The 18,337-nt window shown below is 42.9% G+C and carries 17 protein-coding genes; 11 read left to right on the top strand and 6 right to left on the bottom strand.

The features are described from left to right. Positions 1 to 48 precede the first annotated feature (48 nt). The 3 genes from glyQ (at position 49) to V7R55_RS12945 (ending at position 3,563) form a co-directional block, all read left to right on the top strand. Complete coding sequence (gene glyQ / locus V7R55_RS12955; RefSeq protein ID WP_014947716.1) at positions 49 to 954, top strand: glycine--tRNA ligase subunit alpha; 906 nt, start codon at positions 49 to 51, stop codon at positions 952 to 954. A 2-nt stretch (positions 955 to 956) separates the two neighbouring features. Continuing rightward, positions 957 to 3,035 carry a glycine--tRNA ligase subunit beta gene (gene glyS, locus V7R55_RS12950; RefSeq protein WP_334059828.1) on the top strand — a complete coding sequence of 693 codons (2,079 nt, stop codon included), beginning with the start codon at positions 957 to 959 and terminating at the stop codon, positions 3,033 to 3,035. An 84-nt stretch (positions 3,036 to 3,119) separates the two neighbouring features. After that, positions 3,120 to 3,563: a hypothetical protein gene (locus tag V7R55_RS12945; protein WP_334059827.1), complete on the top strand. Its 444-nt coding sequence runs from the start codon at positions 3,120 to 3,122 to the stop codon at positions 3,561 to 3,563. Positions 3,564 to 3,676: 113 nt separating this feature from the next. Here V7R55_RS12945 and V7R55_RS12940 read toward each other — a convergent pair whose 3' ends face one another. The 6 genes from V7R55_RS12940 to dnaA form a co-directional block, all read right to left on the bottom strand. Next, on the bottom strand, positions 3,677 to 4,822 hold the full coding sequence (locus tag V7R55_RS12940; protein WP_334059826.1) for a hypothetical protein: 1,146 nt from the start codon (positions 4,820 to 4,822) through the stop codon (positions 3,677 to 3,679). 17 nt (positions 4,823 to 4,839) lie between these two features. Further along, on the bottom strand, positions 4,840 to 5,499 hold the full coding sequence (locus V7R55_RS12935) for a hypothetical protein (protein ID WP_334059825.1): 660 nt from the start codon (positions 5,497 to 5,499) through the stop codon (positions 4,840 to 4,842). A 182-nt stretch (positions 5,500 to 5,681) separates the two neighbouring features. Next, on the bottom strand, positions 5,682 to 8,102 hold the full coding sequence (gene gyrB, locus V7R55_RS12930) for a DNA topoisomerase (ATP-hydrolyzing) subunit B (RefSeq protein WP_334059824.1): 2,421 nt from the start codon (positions 8,100 to 8,102) through the stop codon (positions 5,682 to 5,684). Between the two features lie 8 nt (positions 8,103 to 8,110). After that, positions 8,111 to 9,199 (bottom strand): DNA replication/repair protein RecF, encoded by a 1,089-nt coding sequence (recF, locus tag V7R55_RS12925; protein WP_334059823.1) that lies wholly within the window; start codon positions 9,197 to 9,199, stop codon positions 8,111 to 8,113. A gap of 124 nt (positions 9,200 to 9,323) precedes the next feature. Next, positions 9,324 to 10,424 (bottom strand): DNA polymerase III subunit beta, encoded by a 1,101-nt coding sequence (dnaN, locus tag V7R55_RS12920; RefSeq protein WP_334059822.1) that lies wholly within the window; start codon positions 10,422 to 10,424, stop codon positions 9,324 to 9,326. 32 nt (positions 10,425 to 10,456) lie between these two features. Beyond that, on the bottom strand, positions 10,457 to 12,133 hold the full coding sequence (gene dnaA, locus V7R55_RS12915; RefSeq protein ID WP_334059821.1) for a chromosomal replication initiator protein DnaA: 1,677 nt from the start codon (positions 12,131 to 12,133) through the stop codon (positions 10,457 to 10,459). A 615-nt stretch (positions 12,134 to 12,748) separates the two neighbouring features. Between dnaA and rpmH the strand changes: the two genes are divergently transcribed. The 8 genes from rpmH to V7R55_RS12875 all read left to right on the top strand — a co-directional run bounded on the left by rpmH (position 12,749) and on the right by V7R55_RS12875 (position 18,337). After that, a complete protein-coding gene (rpmH, locus tag V7R55_RS12910) occupies positions 12,749 to 12,883 on the top strand; it encodes a 50S ribosomal protein L34 (RefSeq protein ID WP_014290886.1) in 135 nt (44 codons plus the stop codon). A 17-nt stretch (positions 12,884 to 12,900) separates the two neighbouring features. Then, complete coding sequence (gene rnpA, locus V7R55_RS12905; protein WP_334059820.1) at positions 12,901 to 13,260, top strand: ribonuclease P protein component; 360 nt, start codon at positions 12,901 to 12,903, stop codon at positions 13,258 to 13,260. Continuing rightward, complete coding sequence (gene yidD, locus V7R55_RS12900; protein WP_205422076.1) at positions 13,245 to 13,493, top strand: membrane protein insertion efficiency factor YidD; 249 nt, start codon at positions 13,245 to 13,247, stop codon at positions 13,491 to 13,493. The genes rnpA and yidD overlap by 16 nt, the downstream gene beginning before the upstream one ends. A gap of 10 nt (positions 13,494 to 13,503) precedes the next feature. Further along, entirely contained in the window at positions 13,504 to 15,162 is a 1,659-nt protein-coding gene (gene yidC / locus V7R55_RS12895) for a membrane protein insertase YidC (RefSeq protein ID WP_334059819.1), read from the top strand. A gap of 70 nt (positions 15,163 to 15,232) precedes the next feature. Beyond that, positions 15,233 to 15,715, top strand: coding sequence for a YajQ family cyclic di-GMP-binding protein (locus V7R55_RS12890; RefSeq protein ID WP_118491035.1), 483 nt, complete (start codon positions 15,233 to 15,235; stop codon positions 15,713 to 15,715). Positions 15,716 to 15,717: 2 nt separating this feature from the next. Then, on the top strand, positions 15,718 to 17,106 hold the full coding sequence (gene mnmE / locus V7R55_RS12885; RefSeq protein WP_334059818.1) for a tRNA uridine-5-carboxymethylaminomethyl(34) synthesis GTPase MnmE: 1,389 nt from the start codon (positions 15,718 to 15,720) through the stop codon (positions 17,104 to 17,106). A 97-nt stretch (positions 17,107 to 17,203) separates the two neighbouring features. Next, positions 17,204 to 17,641 (top strand): FMN-binding protein MioC, encoded by a 438-nt coding sequence (mioC, locus tag V7R55_RS12880; RefSeq protein WP_334059817.1) that lies wholly within the window; start codon positions 17,204 to 17,206, stop codon positions 17,639 to 17,641. Positions 17,642 to 17,668: 27 nt separating this feature from the next. Beyond that, complete coding sequence (locus V7R55_RS12875) at positions 17,669 to 18,337, top strand: DnaT-like ssDNA-binding domain-containing protein (RefSeq protein WP_334059816.1); 669 nt, start codon at positions 17,669 to 17,671, stop codon at positions 18,335 to 18,337.

The raw sequence follows: 18,337 nt of genomic DNA, 5'->3' as shown, positions 1-18,337 counted from the left end.
ACTATCCCACCTTAATTTTAAGTCAGTTAACTAATAAGCAGCGGATGTATGCAGAAATACGATATTAAGACCTTTCAAGGGTTGATCCTTGCGCTTCAAGATTATTGGGCGCGTCAAGGCTGCGTTATTATTCAGCCTCTGGATATGGAAGTGGGTGCAGGTACTTTTCACCCCATGACATTCCTACGTTCTTTAGGTCCAGAGCCAATGAGTAGCGCCTATGTTCAACCATGCCGTAGACCCACCGATGGTCGTTACGGCGAGAACCCAAACCGCTTACAGCATTACTATCAGTTCCAAGTAATGCTAAAGCCTTCACCTGACAATATTCAGGAGTTGTACTTGGGCTCTTTGAAAGAGTTAGGTTTTGATCCGCTGGTTCACGACATTCGCTTTGTGGAAGATAACTGGGAATCACCGACGCTTGGTGCGTGGGGTCTAGGTTGGGAAGTATGGTTAAACGGCATGGAAGTGACTCAGTTCACTTACTTCCAACAGGTAGGCGGCCTTGAATGTAAGCCTGTTACTGGTGAGATTACTTACGGCTTAGAGCGACTGGCTATGTACGTTCAAGGTGTAGATAGTATCTATGACCTAGTTTGGACTGATGGCCCAATGGGCAAAGTCACCTATGGTGATGTATTCCATCAAAACGAAGTGGAGCAGTCTACTTACAACTTTGAACACGCCAATGTTGAAGCGCTATTTAGAACCTTTGATGAGTGTGAAGCAGAAAGTAAGAAGCTTATCGAAAACAACCTTCCACTTCCTGCTTATGAGCAGGTCATGAAGGCCTCACACGCATTTAACTTGCTTGATGCACGTCATGCTATTTCAGTAACAGAACGCCAGCGCTATATTCTTCGCGTTCGTACGCTTGCCAAAGCGTGTGCAGAGAGCTATTACCAAGCACGTGAAGCATTAGGCTTCCCACTATGTAACAAGGAGGCATAAGCGTGCGTACAGAAAATTGTTTAGTTGAATTAGGTACTGAAGAGTTACCACCAAAAGCGCTTAAGTCTTTGGGCGAAGCCTTCGCCACACAATTTGAAGCAGCGCTCAGCCAAGCCGACTTAAGTTTTGACTCAGTTAGCTGGTTTGCAGCACCTCGCCGCTTAGCTGTTTACGTTTCAGGCCTTGCTGAAGGTCAGGCTGATAAAGTGGTAGAGAAACGAGGCCCAGCTGTATCCGCCGCATTTGATGCTGACGGTAACCCCACCAAAGCAGCACAAGGTTGGGCACGCGGTAACGGTATAGACGTTTCTGATGCGGAACGTTTGGTTACAGATAAAGGTGAGTGGCTACTTCATAAAGCACATGTGCCTGGTCAAACAATTGCTGAGTTGTTAGAAGGTTTGATTAATCAAGCCGTAAGCAAGCTACCTATTCCAAAGCCTATGCGCTGGGGTAACTATAATACTCAGTTTATTCGCCCCGTTCATACTCTCTGTGTGCTTTATGGTAGTGAAGTGGTTAACGTTTCAGTGTTGGGCCTAACAAGCGATCGCGTTGTGCAAGGTCACCGATTCCACGGCGAAGGCCGATTTGAGCTTGATCATGCTGACAACTACGCCTCAGCCTTAGAGCAACAATATGTACTAGCAGATTTTGAAGCGCGTAAAGATAAAGTTCGTCAGCAACTTGAAGACGCAGCCAAAAACTTATCTCTTAAGCCAGATTACAATGAAGAGCTGCTTGAGGAAATTGCTTCTCTTGTAGAGTGGCCTGTAGTACTCCAAGCAGGATTCGATAAGGGCTTCTTAGAAGTGCCGAAAGAAGCATTAATCTACACTATGAAGGACGACCAGAAGTATGTGCCGCTGCTTGACAGTGATGGCGCACTTTCTAATACCTTCTTGTTTGTAACAAATATCGAAAGCCATGACGCATCTCAAGTTATCTCAGGTAATGAGAAGGTTATCCGCCCTCGCCTAGCAGACGCTGAGTTCTTCTTTAACAGCGATAAAAAGACAACGTTAGAAAGTCGCCTTGAGAGCTTAGAAACTGTTTTGTTTCAAAAGCAACTTGGTACGCTTAAAGAAAAGTCAGAGCGCATATCTTCTCTTTCGGCATTCATTGCATCACAAATTGATGCGAATGAAGCACAGGCAGCACGAGCAGGTCTTCTAGCTAAAACAGACTTAATGTCGAACATGGTTATGGAGTTTCCAGACGTTCAGGGCGTTATGGGCAAATACTATGCGCTTAACGACGGCGAAGACGCGCCTGTAGCTGAAGCCTTATACGAGCAGTACATGCCGCGCTTTGCAGGTGATGCACTTCCTAGCTCTGGCGTAAGCGCATCGGTAGCCCTTGCTGACAAACTTGATACACTAGTTGGTATATTCGGTATTGGCCAGTTGCCAAAAGGTGATAAAGACCCGTTTGCGCTTCGTCGTGCAGCCATCGGTGTTTTACGTATTGTTACCGAGCTATCGCTGCCTTTAGACCTTGAAACACTTGTAAGCAAAGCAATCGAGGTATATGGCGATAAATTAACAAATGCCGAAACACAAACGCAGGTTGTTGATTTTGTATTAGGTCGCTTCAATGCCCTTCTACAAGATCAAGCTATCGCCACTGACATTATTCAAGCCGTAGCAGCTCGTCGCCCTACCAAGCCATCTGATTACCTTGCCCGTATTCATGCGGTAGATAAATTCAAAGCATTAGAAGAGGCAGAAGCGTTAGCTGCTGCTAATAAGCGCGTAGCAAACATTCTTGCCAAGCAAAAAGTAGATGTGACTAATTCGGTTAACATTGATGAGTCACTTTTAAATGAAGATGCTGAAAAAGCGCTTTATGCTGAGTTAAAAGTTGCACAAAAAGACGTGGATAGCGCGCTACCTTCGCATGACTACACACGCATTCTTTCGGCACTTGCAACCTTACGTGATGTAATCGATAACTTCTTCGATAACGTAATGGTTATGGCAGATGACGAAGCAGTGAAGAATAACCGACTTGCTTTACTATCACTTTTAAGGCAACTTTTCCTTACTACCGCGGATATTTCAATTCTTGCGAAGTCATAAGGCTAGTCAACGTTAATGCGGTTTAATACTGCAATAAATGAAAGCCCAACCTTTACGTTGGGCTTTTTTATAAAGGGAGAAACTGTGAAAAAGTTACTAACTATAGCTTCTATGTGCATAGCCCTGTCGGCGTGCTCAAGCAGTGGAAGCTTTAAGATCCCAGAAATAGCACCGGAAGTACCACGTATTCAGTTTGAAAACATGTTTCTAAGGGGCGTCTTTAACTGGTGGGAAGCCGATGCAGCTTATAGGTTTAAACGCTCAGATTCAGGTTGGACAGTAGACGTAGAACTCATTGCTGATGGTCAACCTTACGATTTCAGGTTATCAGATGCAAAATGGACGCCTTCACAGAGCTGTGGCGGCAAATATAAAGGTCAGCCTGTAATGTTAGGCTCTACCGTTTATTTAGTTTGTGAGCAGGGCTCAGAGAACCTACAGTTCACCCCCTCTTCCACGGGAACCTATCGCTTCACTGCAACACCAGCGAGCGCGGGGGAAGTTGCCCTGGTTGTTAGTAAGGTATAACCTGCTAGGGGTAGCACTATTGCCTCAGGTGCAATGCCTATTACTTTTTAAGGTATTACATAGTGTTACCCAGCAGTAAAGTTGCCATTGGTTAGAGATTTAATAGGTGTCGCTTAATATATCTCTATCGCTAATTCGTCTAATACTAGCGTGTTATTGTCTTTCTTAAAGTAGAAATCATATTTAAAAGCATCCGTATACACTTCCCAATAATCATCCACGCCAAACACCTCACCTTCGAATTTATCGGCGAGTTCATCACTCACTTGATGGACATAAATATTTCCAAATTTCCACTTAGCGTGTGAATTCGTGTTATAAAAAAGTGTTTCTGCGATATAGATTTTTTTTATTTCCTCATCATCAGCTATCAAAATTAAATGATTATCGTAAGCATAGATTTTCTGTTTTTCCGTCCCGTATGCTGTAAAAATTGGATAAAAAGATAAGTCTGAAATTAACGTTGGTTTATTATTTTTTGTGTTTTCGCGAATCATATCGTCGATTGTATCGTAACGCCCCTGAGTATTGTCGTTGATGTAGTTCGCGTCAATCTTGACATTATCGGTCAGGTTTCCATAACGAAATTCATTCACAACTAACATAGCACCTTCTGAAAAGGTGTCTCTCACAAAGTCTATCTCGAGACCTATATCATTTGAGTCTGCATTGAGTCGGAACTTCGCATCTTCAATAAATTCTCCAGCTAAGGACTCTACTACTTGTTGTTTTGTCGCAAGCCGCTCAATATGCCCGTCTATTTTCCAGCTGTTTAGATTGCGTTCATCAAAAGCAATTAAGCTTTTTAATGTGCTTGATATCCAATTATTTTTATTAGTGACGATATGTACTTTGTCATTTTTTGCAACAAGCCAAAGGTTTCTTCCAAAAGAATAGAGTACGTCACTATCATTTAAAGCTACTTCCGACGTCGGCACACCAAGTATCTTAAATGCATCTATAGTTTTCATGCCGGCTTTAACGCCAAATACCCCCTCTTCTAGAGAAATATTATAGGACGCTATTTCAGGCTGTTCAGGGAGATGGCTTCCAGTTGTTTCCAAAACAGAGAAATCAAACTGCAAAGATTTTGTTTTTATTCTTGTCTTAAATTCCTGGGTCAAAATGATTTTTTGCTCGAGAGTACGCCAATTTTTTTCATAAGTTATCTCTGCTTTAGTAAGATTGGATTGTGCAAAACTAGCCTGAGATATTATATACCCCGCAGCAAGCATGATGCTTATAGGTAACTTCTTCATTGTAAATCCTTTTTTTATTAGTAAGCAGCTAAAGCCTCGTTTAGGGTCATAAGCTGTTTGGCGTAATCTTTTTGATATTCATTATTAGTTAAAACGTGAGACAGCTGGATTTCAACGTTTACTATTTTCTTTCTTATCGCCCAAGCAGTGTCATCTCTCATCCCTCTCAGTAAAATCTCAATATTTTTCAGCGGTTTTAAACAACATTTATCCAATGAGTTGTTGTACTCTTCACCCAAGTAATCAATCATTGATTTGCTGTGAAGTGATGCGCCGCCTACAGGTGCTAAAGGCATGTCATTTACCGTCTTTTTAAACTCAAGCGTTTTTTTCAAGGAGGCATTGAGTAGTTCAATAGCCAAGCGTTGTGCATCTTTATCGTATGTACTTAGCCGTGTAGTAAGGGCACTTAACTTTTCTGATTTAATACCTGTGATTTTCGCATGCTCAAGCACTTTTTCTGCATGGTGAACAAGTTCCTTTGCATATATAAGGTGAACAATATCGAGCCGTAAATCGCCAGCTAAATTCTTATCTAAGTAGTTGTTCGCTTTCGAAACAATACTATTATGTTCGTTAATCGCCGTGTTATATCGAATTTGAGAATCGGTAATATCGTTACGCTCTGAACAGCCTGCAATAACTGATAAGAATAATAATGTGAGAAGTAAGCGCATAAGACATCCTTTCTTTATATAGCAAGTACTGAAGTGTTAGAAATTCATTGATGCTTCATCATTACATATTTTTGCTTAACTGTATTAAAAAGACCCCCAGTAATTGGATAGTCCAACTATTGGGGGTCACTTCATAAGTTCGGTCGCTTTTTAACAGTTTCTCAAACTTGATAAACGTTTATCTAAACATCTAAGTTTTCCACTTTAAGCGCATTCGCTTCGATAAATTCTCTACGCGGCTCTACTTGGTCACCCATTAACGTTGTAAATAATTGATCACAACCGATAGCATCTTCAATAGTAACTTGAAGCATACGACGGCTTTCAGGGTCCATGGTCGTTTCCCAAAGCTGCTCCGGGTTCATCTCGCCTAACCCTTTATAGCGCTGAATGTATTGACCACGTTTCGCTTCGTTCATTAACCAATCTAAAGCGTCTTTGAAAGACTCTACAGGTTGTTTACGTTCACCACGCTTAATGTAAGCGTCTGCACCCATCATGTCATTAATAGCTAAGTTAAGCTCTTTCAGACGCTGGTACTCAGACGACTCGATGAATTCGTGATCGATAATGTACTCATAATCGATACCGTGCATACGCATGATGATCGTGATGTAGTATTCGCTCAACTCAGCATCAGTACGGATTTCATAGCGGTATGTAGCACCATCATTTTCGCGCTCTGTAAGCTGTTCTACGAAGTGTTTTGCTACATGCTCTAGAGCCGCTTCGTCTTTTAAGTCTTCTAGATTTAGCGTAGGTGTGTACAGCATGCGGTAAAGAATAGCTGAAGGCATTTTGCGCTTCATACGAGCAATCATCTTTTCTACCGATTGGTACTGCTTAACAAGGTTTTCTAGCCCAACACCGCTGATCCCTGGGTCCTCGTCACTGGTGTGTAACGATGCGCCATCAATTGCAATACCTGTAAGGTAATTAGTCAAAGCGTCATCATCTTTTAGATACTGCTCTTGCTTACCCTTCTTCACTTTATAAAGCGGAGGCTGCGCAATATAGACATAACCACGCTCGATAATTTCAGGCATTTGACGATAGAAGAATGTTAGTAGAAGCGTACGAATGTGAGAGCCATCTACATCAGCATCGGTCATGATAATAATGCTGTGATAGCGTAGCTTTTCTGGGTCATATTCGTCACGACCAATACCACAGCCTAATGCCGTGATAAGTGTTGCAACTTCTTGTGACGAAAGCATCTTGTCGAAACGTGCTTTCTCAACGTTAAGGATTTTACCTTTAAGCGGCAAAATAGCTTGGTTCTTACGATTACGCCCCTGCTTAGCTGAACCGCCCGCAGAGTCACCCTCCACTATGTATAGTTCGCTTAGTGCAGGATCTTTTTCCTGACAATCAGCAAGCTTACCTGGCAGACCGGCTAAATCTAATGCGCCCTTACGGCGTGTCATTTCGCGAGCTTTACGGGCTGCTTCACGCGCTCGCGCAGCATCAATAATCTTACCCGCAATAATCTTACTTTCAGCTGGGTTTTCTAATAAGAAATCTGCGAGCTTTTCATTCATCGCAGACTCAACTGCAGGACGAACTTCAGAAGATACAAGCTTATCTTTTGTCTGTGAGCTAAATTTTGGGTCGGGTACTTTTACTGAAATTACAGCAGTAAGACCTTCACGAGCATCGTCACCACTGGCATTGGTTTTAGCCTTTTTATTCAGGCCTTCCTTTTCCATATAGTTGTTCAGCGTACGCGTCAACGCTCCACGGAAACCTGCTAAGTGAGTACCGCCATCTCGCTGTGGAATATTGTTGGTAAAACAGAATACGTTTTCTTGGAAACTATCGTTCCACTGCATTGCAACTTCCACAGCAATGCCATCTTCTTGCTCGCTCGCGAAATGAAATACTTTTTGATGTACTGGTGTTTTCTTTTCATTCAAATATTCGACGAAAGCTTGAATACCACCTTCGTACATGAAGTGGTCTTCTTTACCGTCGCGTTCGTCTTTCAAACGAATTGAAACACCGGAGTTTAGGAATGAAAGTTCGCGAAGGCGCTTAGCAAGAATATCGTAATGGTACAGTGTATCTGTGAACGTATCAGAACTTGGCCAGAAACGAATCATTGTTCCCGTTTTATCTGTATCTCCAGTAACTGCAAGTGGCGCCTGTGGAACACCATGTTGATATTCTTGTTCATGGGCTTTGCCAGCACGACGAATACGCAGCTTTAGGCGACTAGAAAGTGCATTTACTACCGATACACCTACGCCGTGAAGACCGCCAGAAACTTTGTATGAGTTGTCATCAAATTTACCGCCAGCGTGAAGCACGGTCATTATAACTTCGGCTGCAGACACGCCCTCTTCAGGGTGCAATTCTGTAGGGATACCTCGTCCATCGTCAGACACAGAAACTGATCCATCACTATGGATTTGCACAGTTATTTCAGAACAGTGTCCCGCCAGTGCTTCATCGATAGAGTTATCGACCACCTCAAATACCATGTGGTGTAGTCCGGTGCCATCATCAGTATCACCGATATACATGCCCGGACGCTTTCTTACTGCATCTAATCCTTTAAGTACTTTAATACTGGACGAGTCGTAGTTGTTCTCTTCTGACATACTAGCTTTTACTCCTCTTTCACGCTTCCATGTTCCACGTGAAACATTTTCTTTTCGTTGTATTTTTGTATAAATGCGAGTTGCGAGGACTCAATTGCAGTAACGAAAACCTGCGTGTCCATTTCGAGCAACCCATCAATAAATTGTTCTCTCTTATCTGCGTCTAACTCAGCACCCACATCATCAAGTAAAAATATACTTTTTCGTTGTGTTGCCGAGTTGAATAGCTTGGTCTGTGACATTTGTAGTGCAGCCACAGCCATTCTAAGCTGTCCTCTCGATAAAAGCTCTTGGGCGTTAACACCATTCACTTTAAGCCTTAAATCAGCTTTGTGAGGCCCAGAAGAGGTATGTCCTATTTTACCATCATACTCGCGCTTTTTAACTAAGCTTTCTGATAAAGCGACATCTTTTTCCCACCCTTTATAGTAACTTAATTCCACATCAAAGTTTGGAAGAAATTCTTCTGCATACTGTTTAAAAATTGGTGTAAGTCTATCGACATATTCTTGTCGTGTTAGAGTTAAAGTCTCGCCAAGCTCAGCGAACTGTGTTTCCCAGTACTGGTTTTGTGGTGCGGACAAGTTTGCTTGCTGTTTAAGTAGTGCATTTCTGTGTTTAAGAAATTTACCATACTGATTAGCAATAGACTGAAATTGATGTTCCACGTGAAACAAACCCCAATCACAAAAACGACGACGTTCAGATGGCGAGCCTATGATGAGGTCTGTACTTTGAGGTGTGAAAAGTTGAATGGGAACTAAACTAACTAAATCAGACAATTTATTTGAGTGTTCGCCATCAATACTACAGGTAAATGTTTCGTTTCTACTTCTTTGAAAGCCTAACTTCAGCATTTCACCTGCCTCAGATTTACAGGAGGCAAAAACGCTAAAGCTGTCTTTCCCATTCTGAATAACTGAGCTGTGTTTATTCGTTCTAAAAGAACGACCAAAACCTAGATAGTAAAGCGCTTCAATTAGTGATGATTTCCCACTGCCATTCGCACCTTTAATTATTGTTAAGGATGGTGAAGGAGAAAGCGTTACGGAGGTAAGATTACGAAACTGAGTAATCTGGATGCGGTCCAGTTTCATGAGGCCACACTAAAAATAAAAAAGAAGCGATAAATAACTAAACTTATCGCTTCTTGGATTGGATATGTAAATAACAAAATAAAAATCGTTATAAGAAAAGGTGCAAATACTTTTATTAAGAAAACTAGAGTCGCATTGGCATAATTACATATAACGCAGCGTCATCTGCATCATCCTCGATAAGCGCACTCGCATTTGAATCAGACAGACTTACTTTTACGCCATCGGAGCCCAACGCATTCAATACATCTATAAGATAGGCAACATTGAAACCTATTTCTAAATCATCGCCCTGATATTGAACATCAACTATTTCTTCAGCCTCTTCTTGCTCTGGGTTATTAGCGGTTATTTTGAGTTCACCTGAAGAGAGGTTCAAACGTACGCCTCTGAACTTTTCATTAGATAAGATGGCAGCTCGCGAAAATGCTTCTTTGAGTACCGCCTTACTGGCAATAATTTCCTTGTCGCCGTTTTGGGGTAAAACACGGCGATAGTCTGGGAACCTACCATCCACTAGTTTTGAAGTGAAAATAAAATCGTTTGAGAATATACGTAGATGATTGGCGCCAATTTGTACTTTTAGCGATTTGTCATCTTCGCTAATAAGACGAGAAATTTCTAATACCCCTTTTCGAGGAATAATCACCTGGCGAGACGGTAACGCAGTTTCATAGTTCAAACGGCAAAGTGCTAAACGGTGACCGTCAGTGGCAACGGTACGTATGATATTTTCTTCCGTTTCTAGCGACATACCGTTTAGGTAGTAGCGCACATCTTGTTGCGCCATAGAGAAACTAGTCGCGTCGATAAGGCGTTTTAAGTCACTGCAAGATAATTCAAACTCAACCTCACCTTCCCAATCCTCAAGATTAGGATAATCGTTAGCAGATAACGTAGAGAGCGTATAGCGACCTCGACCGGCGCGAATAAGCGCCTTGCTTCCGTCTAATGAGAAGTGAATGTCTGTTCCTTCAGAAATACCGCGGATGATATCAAATAGCTTTTTAGCTGGAACAGTAATTTCACCCTCAGTAAATTCTCCCTCTAGCTTCATGCTAGAAATTAGCTCGACCTCTAAATCTGTGCCGGTAAGCCAAAGTGCGTCCTCACTAACTTTAATGAGAACGTTAGAAAGAATTGGCAATGTATGTCGACGCTCAACAGCACCTGACACTAATTGTAGGGGTTGTAAAAATTGTTCGCGGCTTATAGAAAATTTCATCGCAGTGCTATCTCGCCTCTAAAGTCGTGTTGTTAGGAAGACAAAGTCCTAATGAGGTTCTTATAGTCCTCTTTTATATCATGACTTTCTTCTCTTAGCTGCTCTATTTTTCTGCACGCATGCAAAACGGTAGTATGGTCTCGCCCACCAAACGCATTTCCTAATTCAGGCAAGCTGTGATTAGTTAGCTCTTTAGCCAGCGCCATCGCTACTTGGCGAGGGCGTGCTACGCTACGACTGCGGCGTTTAGACAAAATATCAGCTACTTTTATCTTATAATAATCAGCGACAGTTTTCTGAATATTATCAACAGTTACCAACTTTTCTTGAAGCGCTAATAAATCGCGTAGGGCTTCACGTACAAAATCAATGGTAATAGGGCGGCCCGTGAAATTTGCATTTGCAATAACTCGGTTTAGTGCACCCTCTAGCTCACGTACATTCGAGCGCAAACGTTTAGCGATGAAGAATGCAACTTCGTTGGGTAAGTGAATACGGTTTTCAGCTGCTTTACGCATCAAGATTGCGACACGGGTTTCAAGCTCTGGTGGTTCAATAGCAATAGTTAAGCCCCAACCAAATCGCGACTTCAATCTATCTTCTACCCCATCGATCTCTTTGGGGTATCTATCAGAGGTCAAGATAATTTGCTGGTTACCTTCCAAAAGCGCGTTAAACGTATGGAAAAACTCTTCCTGCGAACGCTCTTTGTTTGCAAAAAATTGGATATCATCAATAAGAAGGGCATCGACGCTTCGATAGAAACGCTTGAAATCTTCTATCGCATTATTTTGAAGCGCCTTAACCATATCTTGTACAAAGCGCTCAGAATGCATATAAACAATTTTGGCATCGCCATTGTTTGCGACAATACCATTGCCTACCGCATGCAATAAGTGAGTTTTACCTAAACCTGTCCCACCATAGATAAACAATGGGTTATAAGAGCCACCGGGATTATTGGCAACTTGAGTCGCCGCCGCGCGTGCTAGTTGGTTAGATTTACCCTCGACGAAATTATCAAACTGATACGTCGGATTAATATTGCTTTTATGTTTCATCGCTTCAGGGATCGGGATCACCTTTGGCGGCGTTGACGATCGTGGCGCATGATTTCCGTAATGATTTTGACCATTAGGATCTATATTTTTTGAAACCGCATTATTGCGATCAGCTTGCTGTGAATAAGCACCTAGATCCTGGTTTTGCTCTTTATAATTAAAGTGAGTAGCACTGTTAGATCCCATCGCCGGGTTACTGTTGTGGGAAAGAGACGGTTGACGTTCATGCGACGAGTGCTGACCCAGATTCTCATTGTTGCGATTAGTGAATTGCTGTGAATTGTAGTTTGCATTAGTCCCCTGATACGGCGAACTCGCTGTCGTGGAACTGTTGGTGTAGCTATCACTATTTGTAGTAGATACTGAAGCAGAGGCACTACTCGCAGCCGGCTGAGAACGATTCATACTATTGCGACTCATTACCTCTAAGCGCAATTGGGGTGCGTCAGCTCCAGCAAATTCTCTTAGCAGACCCGTAATATTGTTTAGATACTTGTCTCTTACCCAATCAAGCACAAAACGATTAGGAGCGTATAGTGCTACAACACCGCCCTGCTCTTCACATACAAGCGGTCGTATCCACATACTAAATTGTTGCGTAGGTAGTTCTTGACGCAATCTTTCAAGACATTGGTTCCACAAGGACATGGTACGTTAATAGCTCCCGTAACTCGCCAAAAAATCACCTTTTGATAGCCAAGCAAAGAATAGCAGGCACTGAGGGCGAGCCATTAGAAGAAAATAGCGTTGGAGGTGTAGAGTAGTAGCGAGAAATTTAAGTTTTCATTTTATTCGCTGTGGATTATCTTACGTTATCAACATAATGTAAATGGCGATCTCGATCGATCTTTTCGATCAAACACATAAGCTATTGATTTATTGTCGGTTAAGCTTTAGATCAAATATAACTATGACAAGAAAAAATCATTCTAAATTTCAATATAAAAACCGCTAGATCACCTTGCAAATTATACTTAGCGTAACGTTTTACACAATTTATTGTGGATAACCTAGGCCAATCTCATGCGTTATTCACAAGTAAACTGTGTAAAAAACAGTGTTATCGTTCAAAAAACAGCATAAATTGTTCACTTATTCGTCCGAAAAGCGAGAATATGCATTGACAGCAGGCCCCGAGATCTCTAGAATTCAGCGTCCTTTTTCGATGGGCTTTTCTGGTGAAAACACCACATTGTTCTGGCAACAGTATAATGTGTTACCAAAAACGCCTATGTTTAACTAAATATAAGTGAGACTTTGGTCATGAAAAGAACATTTCAACCGAGCAATCTAAAGCGCAAGCGTTCTCACGGTTTTCGTGCTCGTATGGCGACTAAAAATGGTCGTAAAGTACTAGCAGCTCGCCGTGCAAAAGGCCGCGCTCGTCTTTCTGCTTAATTAGAAAGACGCCAAAAGTGGGTGAGAATAATTTTTCAAGGGAGTTACGTCTGTTAACTCCCACCCACTTTACCTATGTGTTTGATGACGCAACCCCTGCTGTATCCCCCTCTTTTACTGTTCTAGCTAGAAAAAATACACTCTCTAATCCTCGTTTGGGTATTACGCTTGCGAAAAAACGTATCCGTAAAGCACACGATAGAAATCGATTGAAGCGATTAGTCAGAGAAAGTTTTCGGCACAAGCAGCACAACTTACCCAATGTCGATATTATCGTTATTGGTAAGTCAGGCGCTGACAACCTTAGCAACCAAGAAGTTTTCGCTACATTGGACAAGCTATGGAAAAAATTAAACAAGCGTTGCGGCAACTCTTAATTGCTGTGCCTTTGGCCTTGATAAAATTTTATCAATGGTTCATTTCCCCTATATTAGGGCAACGATGTCGTTTCCATCCTTCTTGTTCTTGGTATGCTATAGACGCATTAAAAACACACGGATTAGTAAAAGGCGGTTGGTTATCTATTAAACGCATATTAAAATGCCACCCTTTGCATGCCGGCGGATATGATCCAGTGCCGGAAAAACAACAAGATAAACACTCAAAATAAAGAGACCTCTATGGAATCGCAACGTAGTTTTCTGATAATTGGCCTAGCGCTAGTTAGCTTTTTGCTTTGGCAATCATGGCAAAAAGATTATGGGCCGCAGCCAGTTGTGCCTGTTGAGCAACAACAAACGCAAGAAACATCACAAGGTGTACCTTCATTTGATGACAATGGTAGTGAAGATGTACCTAGCAGTGATAGCGTGCCCGCTGCACAGCCTATTGCTGCGGCGCAAAATACAAACCGTATTATTGAAGTAAAAACCGATACGCTAGATTTACGCATCGATTTGTTAGGCGGTGATGTAGTATCAGCAGACTTACTTAAGTTTCCAGTAGAGCAAGGTTCAGACATTCCTTACAGCCTGCTTCGTTCTGGCAACGGTCTTTATGTAGCGCAAAGTGGCCTAATCGGTGCTCAAGGGCCTGATGCAAGCAGCAGTGGCCGCCCTGTCTATAACGCGCAAAGCGAATTCTATGAAATGACGGGCGACACCCTTGTTATTCCTCTTACTTGGAAAAACAATCAGGGCTTGGCTATCACCAAAACCTTCACTTTTACAAAAGGTCACTACGACGTAAACGTAAGCTATAGCGTTGAAAATGGTACCGGCAGCGCGGCAACGGTTCAGCCGTATGCACAGCTTAAGCAAGTGATGGAATTTGAAGACGACGGCAACATGTTTATGCCAACGTACCGAGGGGCTGCCTATTCAACGGAAGACGATCGTTATCAAAAGTACTCGTTTGACGATATAGAAGATGAGAAGCTGCGTGAAACCACAAAAGCGGGTTGGGTTGGCATGCTTGAACATTACTTTGTGTCAGCATGGGTACCTTCACAAGAGCAAACCAATACACTTTACTCGCGTAACCTTAAAAATCAGTATGCAGTAATCGGTGTATTATCGCCTTCTGAAAGCGTTGCCCCTGGTGAAACTAAAACTATTGCGTCTACCCTTTACATGGGCCCGAAAGACCAAGATAAGCTTGCCAAGATTGCTCGCGGTTTAGATCTGACTGTTGATTACGGCATCCTATTTTGGATTTCACAACCGCTGTTTGCCCTGCTTACGTTCCTGCATAGCTTAGTTAATAACTGGGGTGTAGCAATTATCCTTATCACTATTGTAGTGAAAGGCGCAATGTACTGGCTAACCAAGAAGCAATATGAATCAATGGCGCGCATGCGCAACCTAGCGCCTAAGATGCAGCAGCTAAAAGACCGCTTTGGCGATGACAGACAGAAAATGTCACAAGCCATGATGGAGCTTTACCGCAAAGAAAAAGTAAACCCGATGGGCGGCTGTTTACCCCTTCTTCTGCAAATGCCTATCTTCCTAGCCCTTTACTGGGTTCTGATGGAAAGTGTTGAACTACGCCATGCAGACTTTGTACTTTGGATCACTGACCTTTCTACAAAGGACCCATATTTTGTACTGCCTATTCTAACAGGCGCAAGTATGTACCTATTGCAAAAGCTTCAGCCGACCACCATTACTGATCCAATGCAGCAAAAAATCATGCAGTGGATGCCGGTAGCAATGAGTGTTTTCTTCCTGTGGTTCCCTGCGGGTCTGGTACTATACTGGCTAGTAAGTAATGTGATTACCTTGGTTCAAGCCAAAATGATTTATGCTTCCATGGAGAAGCGGGGCATCAGCAATAAATAACACGCTGATCAATAAATTATACAGCCCGCCTATGCGGGCTGTTTTGTCTTAAAAGATAGAGGATTAACCTGTGCCATCATTTGATATTGTTTCAGAAATCAATATGGAAGAAGTTCGTAACGCCACCGAAAACGCAAGCCGAGAGCTATCCACGCGTTTTGACTTTCGCGGCATTGACGCCAGCTTTGAGTACAAAGATAAAACCGTAGTTATGAAAGCCGAAGCTGAATTCCAACTTCAGCAAATGGAAAGTATGTTCAGAACGGCGATGTCTAAGCGCAATGTAGACACCTCTTCGATGGATGTGAAGCCTTATGACGCTCACGGTAAAACTTATCGCCAAACCATTGCGTTTAAAGAAGGTATTGAACAGCCAACGGCAAAGAAAATTGTAAAGCTGGTTAAAGACGCCAAAATTAAAGTGCAAACCGCCATTCAAGGTGAAGAGCTTCGCGTAACTGGTAAAAAGCGCGATGATTTACAGCAAGTAATTGCACTCGTAAAAGAATCGAATTTAGGTCAACCTTTCCAATTTAAGAACTTCCGCGACTAATTATGGAATCACTCACCCTTTCTACCGACACTATTACCGCACAAGCGACAGCGCCCGGTCGTGGCGGCGTAGGCATAGTGCGTGTTTCAGGTCCTAAGGCTAAAGCCATCGCAGAGGCGTTAGTACCAAGCGCTCTAACACCACGTCTTGCAACCTATACGCCGTTTGTTGACGCCAACAAAAGCGTAATAGACCAAGGCATAGCACTGTTTTTTAAAGGCCCGAATTCGTTTACTGGTGAAGATGTACTAGAACTTCAAGGCCATGGCGGTCAAGTCGTGATGGACATGTTGATTGACGCCGTTCTTGCTACTGGTCATGCTCGCTTAGCCAATCCGGGTGAATTCAGTGAACAAGCCTTTTTAAACGATAAATTAGACCTTGCTCAGGCAGAGGCGATTGCCGACTTAATTGATGCAAGCTCGAAACAGGCAGCGAAAAGTGCGCTTCGTTCACTACAGGGTGAGTTTTCCACACAAATTCAAACGTTATCTGACCAAATTGTACACCTTCGTATGTACGTAGAAGCCGCTATTGATTTTCCTGAAGAAGAAATCGACTTCTTGTCTGATGGGAAAGTATCGGGTGATTTGAGCGCCATCATGCAAAGTCTTACTAAAGTGCGCGAACAAGCTAAACAAGGCACCTTGCTGCGCGAAGGTATGCAGGTGGTTATAGCGGGGCGGCCTAATGCGGGTAAATCGAGTTTATTAAATGCCTTAGCTGGGCGAGATAGTGCCATTGTTACTGATATTGCTGGTACCACACGAGACGTGCTTAAAGAGCATATTCACATTGATGGTATGCCGGTGCACATTATCGACACTGCGGGACTTCGAGAAAGCCCAGATAAAGTGGAACAAATTGGTATTGAGCGTGCGTGGCAAGCCATTAATGAAGCTGACCATGTGTTATTTGTTGTGGATTCTACCGCAACCGCCGTTATCGACCCTTATGAAATTTGGCCAGAATTTATGGCCAGATTGCCACAAGGCATCCCCGTTACCGTGGTACGCAATAAAGCCGATCTAAGTACCCTTGATATCGGACAGAGTTCGGTTGCAACAGAACAAGGAGATATCTCGGTTATCAACCTATCTGCCAAAGAAGGTAGTGGCGTCGACACGCTAAAAGCACATCTGGCAAAAACCATGGGCTTTGATACGACCACTGAAGGCCAATTTATTGCGCGTAGAAGACATATAGATGCACTTGATCAAGCCTACAGTTATGTGAGCACTGGTGAACAGCAGCTACATGACGCCATGGCCGGTGAGTTATTAGCTGAAGAATTGCGCTTGGCGCACCAGGCACTATGTGAGATAACCGGTGAATTCACATCAGACGATCTGCTTGGAAAGATTTTTTCATCGTTTTGTATCGGTAAATAGCGTAACCAATAAAGTGTTAAGTGAGATGGTAGATAACCTACGGGATAAGCCGCACTTATATTAAGACGACAATCGTAAATAGAGAAGCAACCCAATAATGAGCAAGCATTTTGAAATCATCGTTGGCACCATGTTAGGCGCAGCAGAATATGTGGCAGATGCCATTGCAGAAAAACTTGATGCAAGCGGGCACACTCACACTATTCATGCTGAACCAAATTTGGATGAGATTAAAACAGAATCAACGTGGATCGTGTGTACGTCAACACATGGTGCAGGCGAATTACCTGACAATATCCAACCGTTTGCAAAACAGCTAGAAAATGCTGATCTAAGCTCAGTTAACGCCTACGTTATTGGGCTAGGTGACACCAGCTACGACACCTTTTGTTTCGGCGCAAAAGAAATGGAAAAGCATATTAAAAACGCAGGTGGCACGTTAATTACCGACGCGCTATACATCGATGTGCTAGAACACCCTATTCCTGAAGATGCTGCAGTAGAATGGTTTGAAGAAAAGCTGACAAATGCTTAACAACACCATTAATGTGGACATTGCGCTATGAACAGCAACCTCACCCAAGCTGAACTCGCTGCATTACAGTCCCCTCTTTCTAACGACTGTAGGGTGCTTTATTTACTGGGCCTTCGCCCTGATGCGAATTCAGCGACCACATCGTCTGCGCCTATTGATTACAAGCAGCTATTAAATCTACTAAACGGCGACGACAAAGAAGCACCATATCAGCGTGGCCGCCAGATAAATAGCTTGGTGAGACAGCTTGAACAAGTAGGTTTAGTTGCCCTGCCCCTTGATCTTGATCTCGAACACACGATTAATGGAAAAACGCTTCTTCTTCCGCTTTTAAGCGAGCCGCAGTCAGACTTTGAACAACTCCATTCACGTCATAGTGCTATGAGCCCAAATTGGACGCCTAATAAAGCGCTGTTTGAAGAAATGGCCTCGCTACTTGGTATTATCGATAAAACATTTGATGACAACGAGGTGGGTGAATTCATTGCCTATTGGTTAGGAAGACCAAGTTCAGTGTTTAGCGAATTCCAATGGACACAAAAGTTTGCCAACAATATCAAGCGAAAGCGCTTGGCTTCAGGCTATGCTCCAACAAAAGTAGTAGGGACGCAGCAAGTGAAAGTTGCAGCCGGCATAGAAGCAGATGATAATGCAAGAAAGCTGGTGGAAAAGTATGCCGCAACAAAGAAGAGTTAA

It is taken from the genome of Alteromonas sp. S005, assembly GCF_036864475.1.
Taxonomy (GTDB): domain Bacteria; phylum Pseudomonadota; class Gammaproteobacteria; order Enterobacterales; family Alteromonadaceae; genus Alteromonas.
The sequence above is the reverse complement of the archived record's forward strand: the minus strand, read 5'-3'. Positions and strand labels throughout refer to the sequence as shown.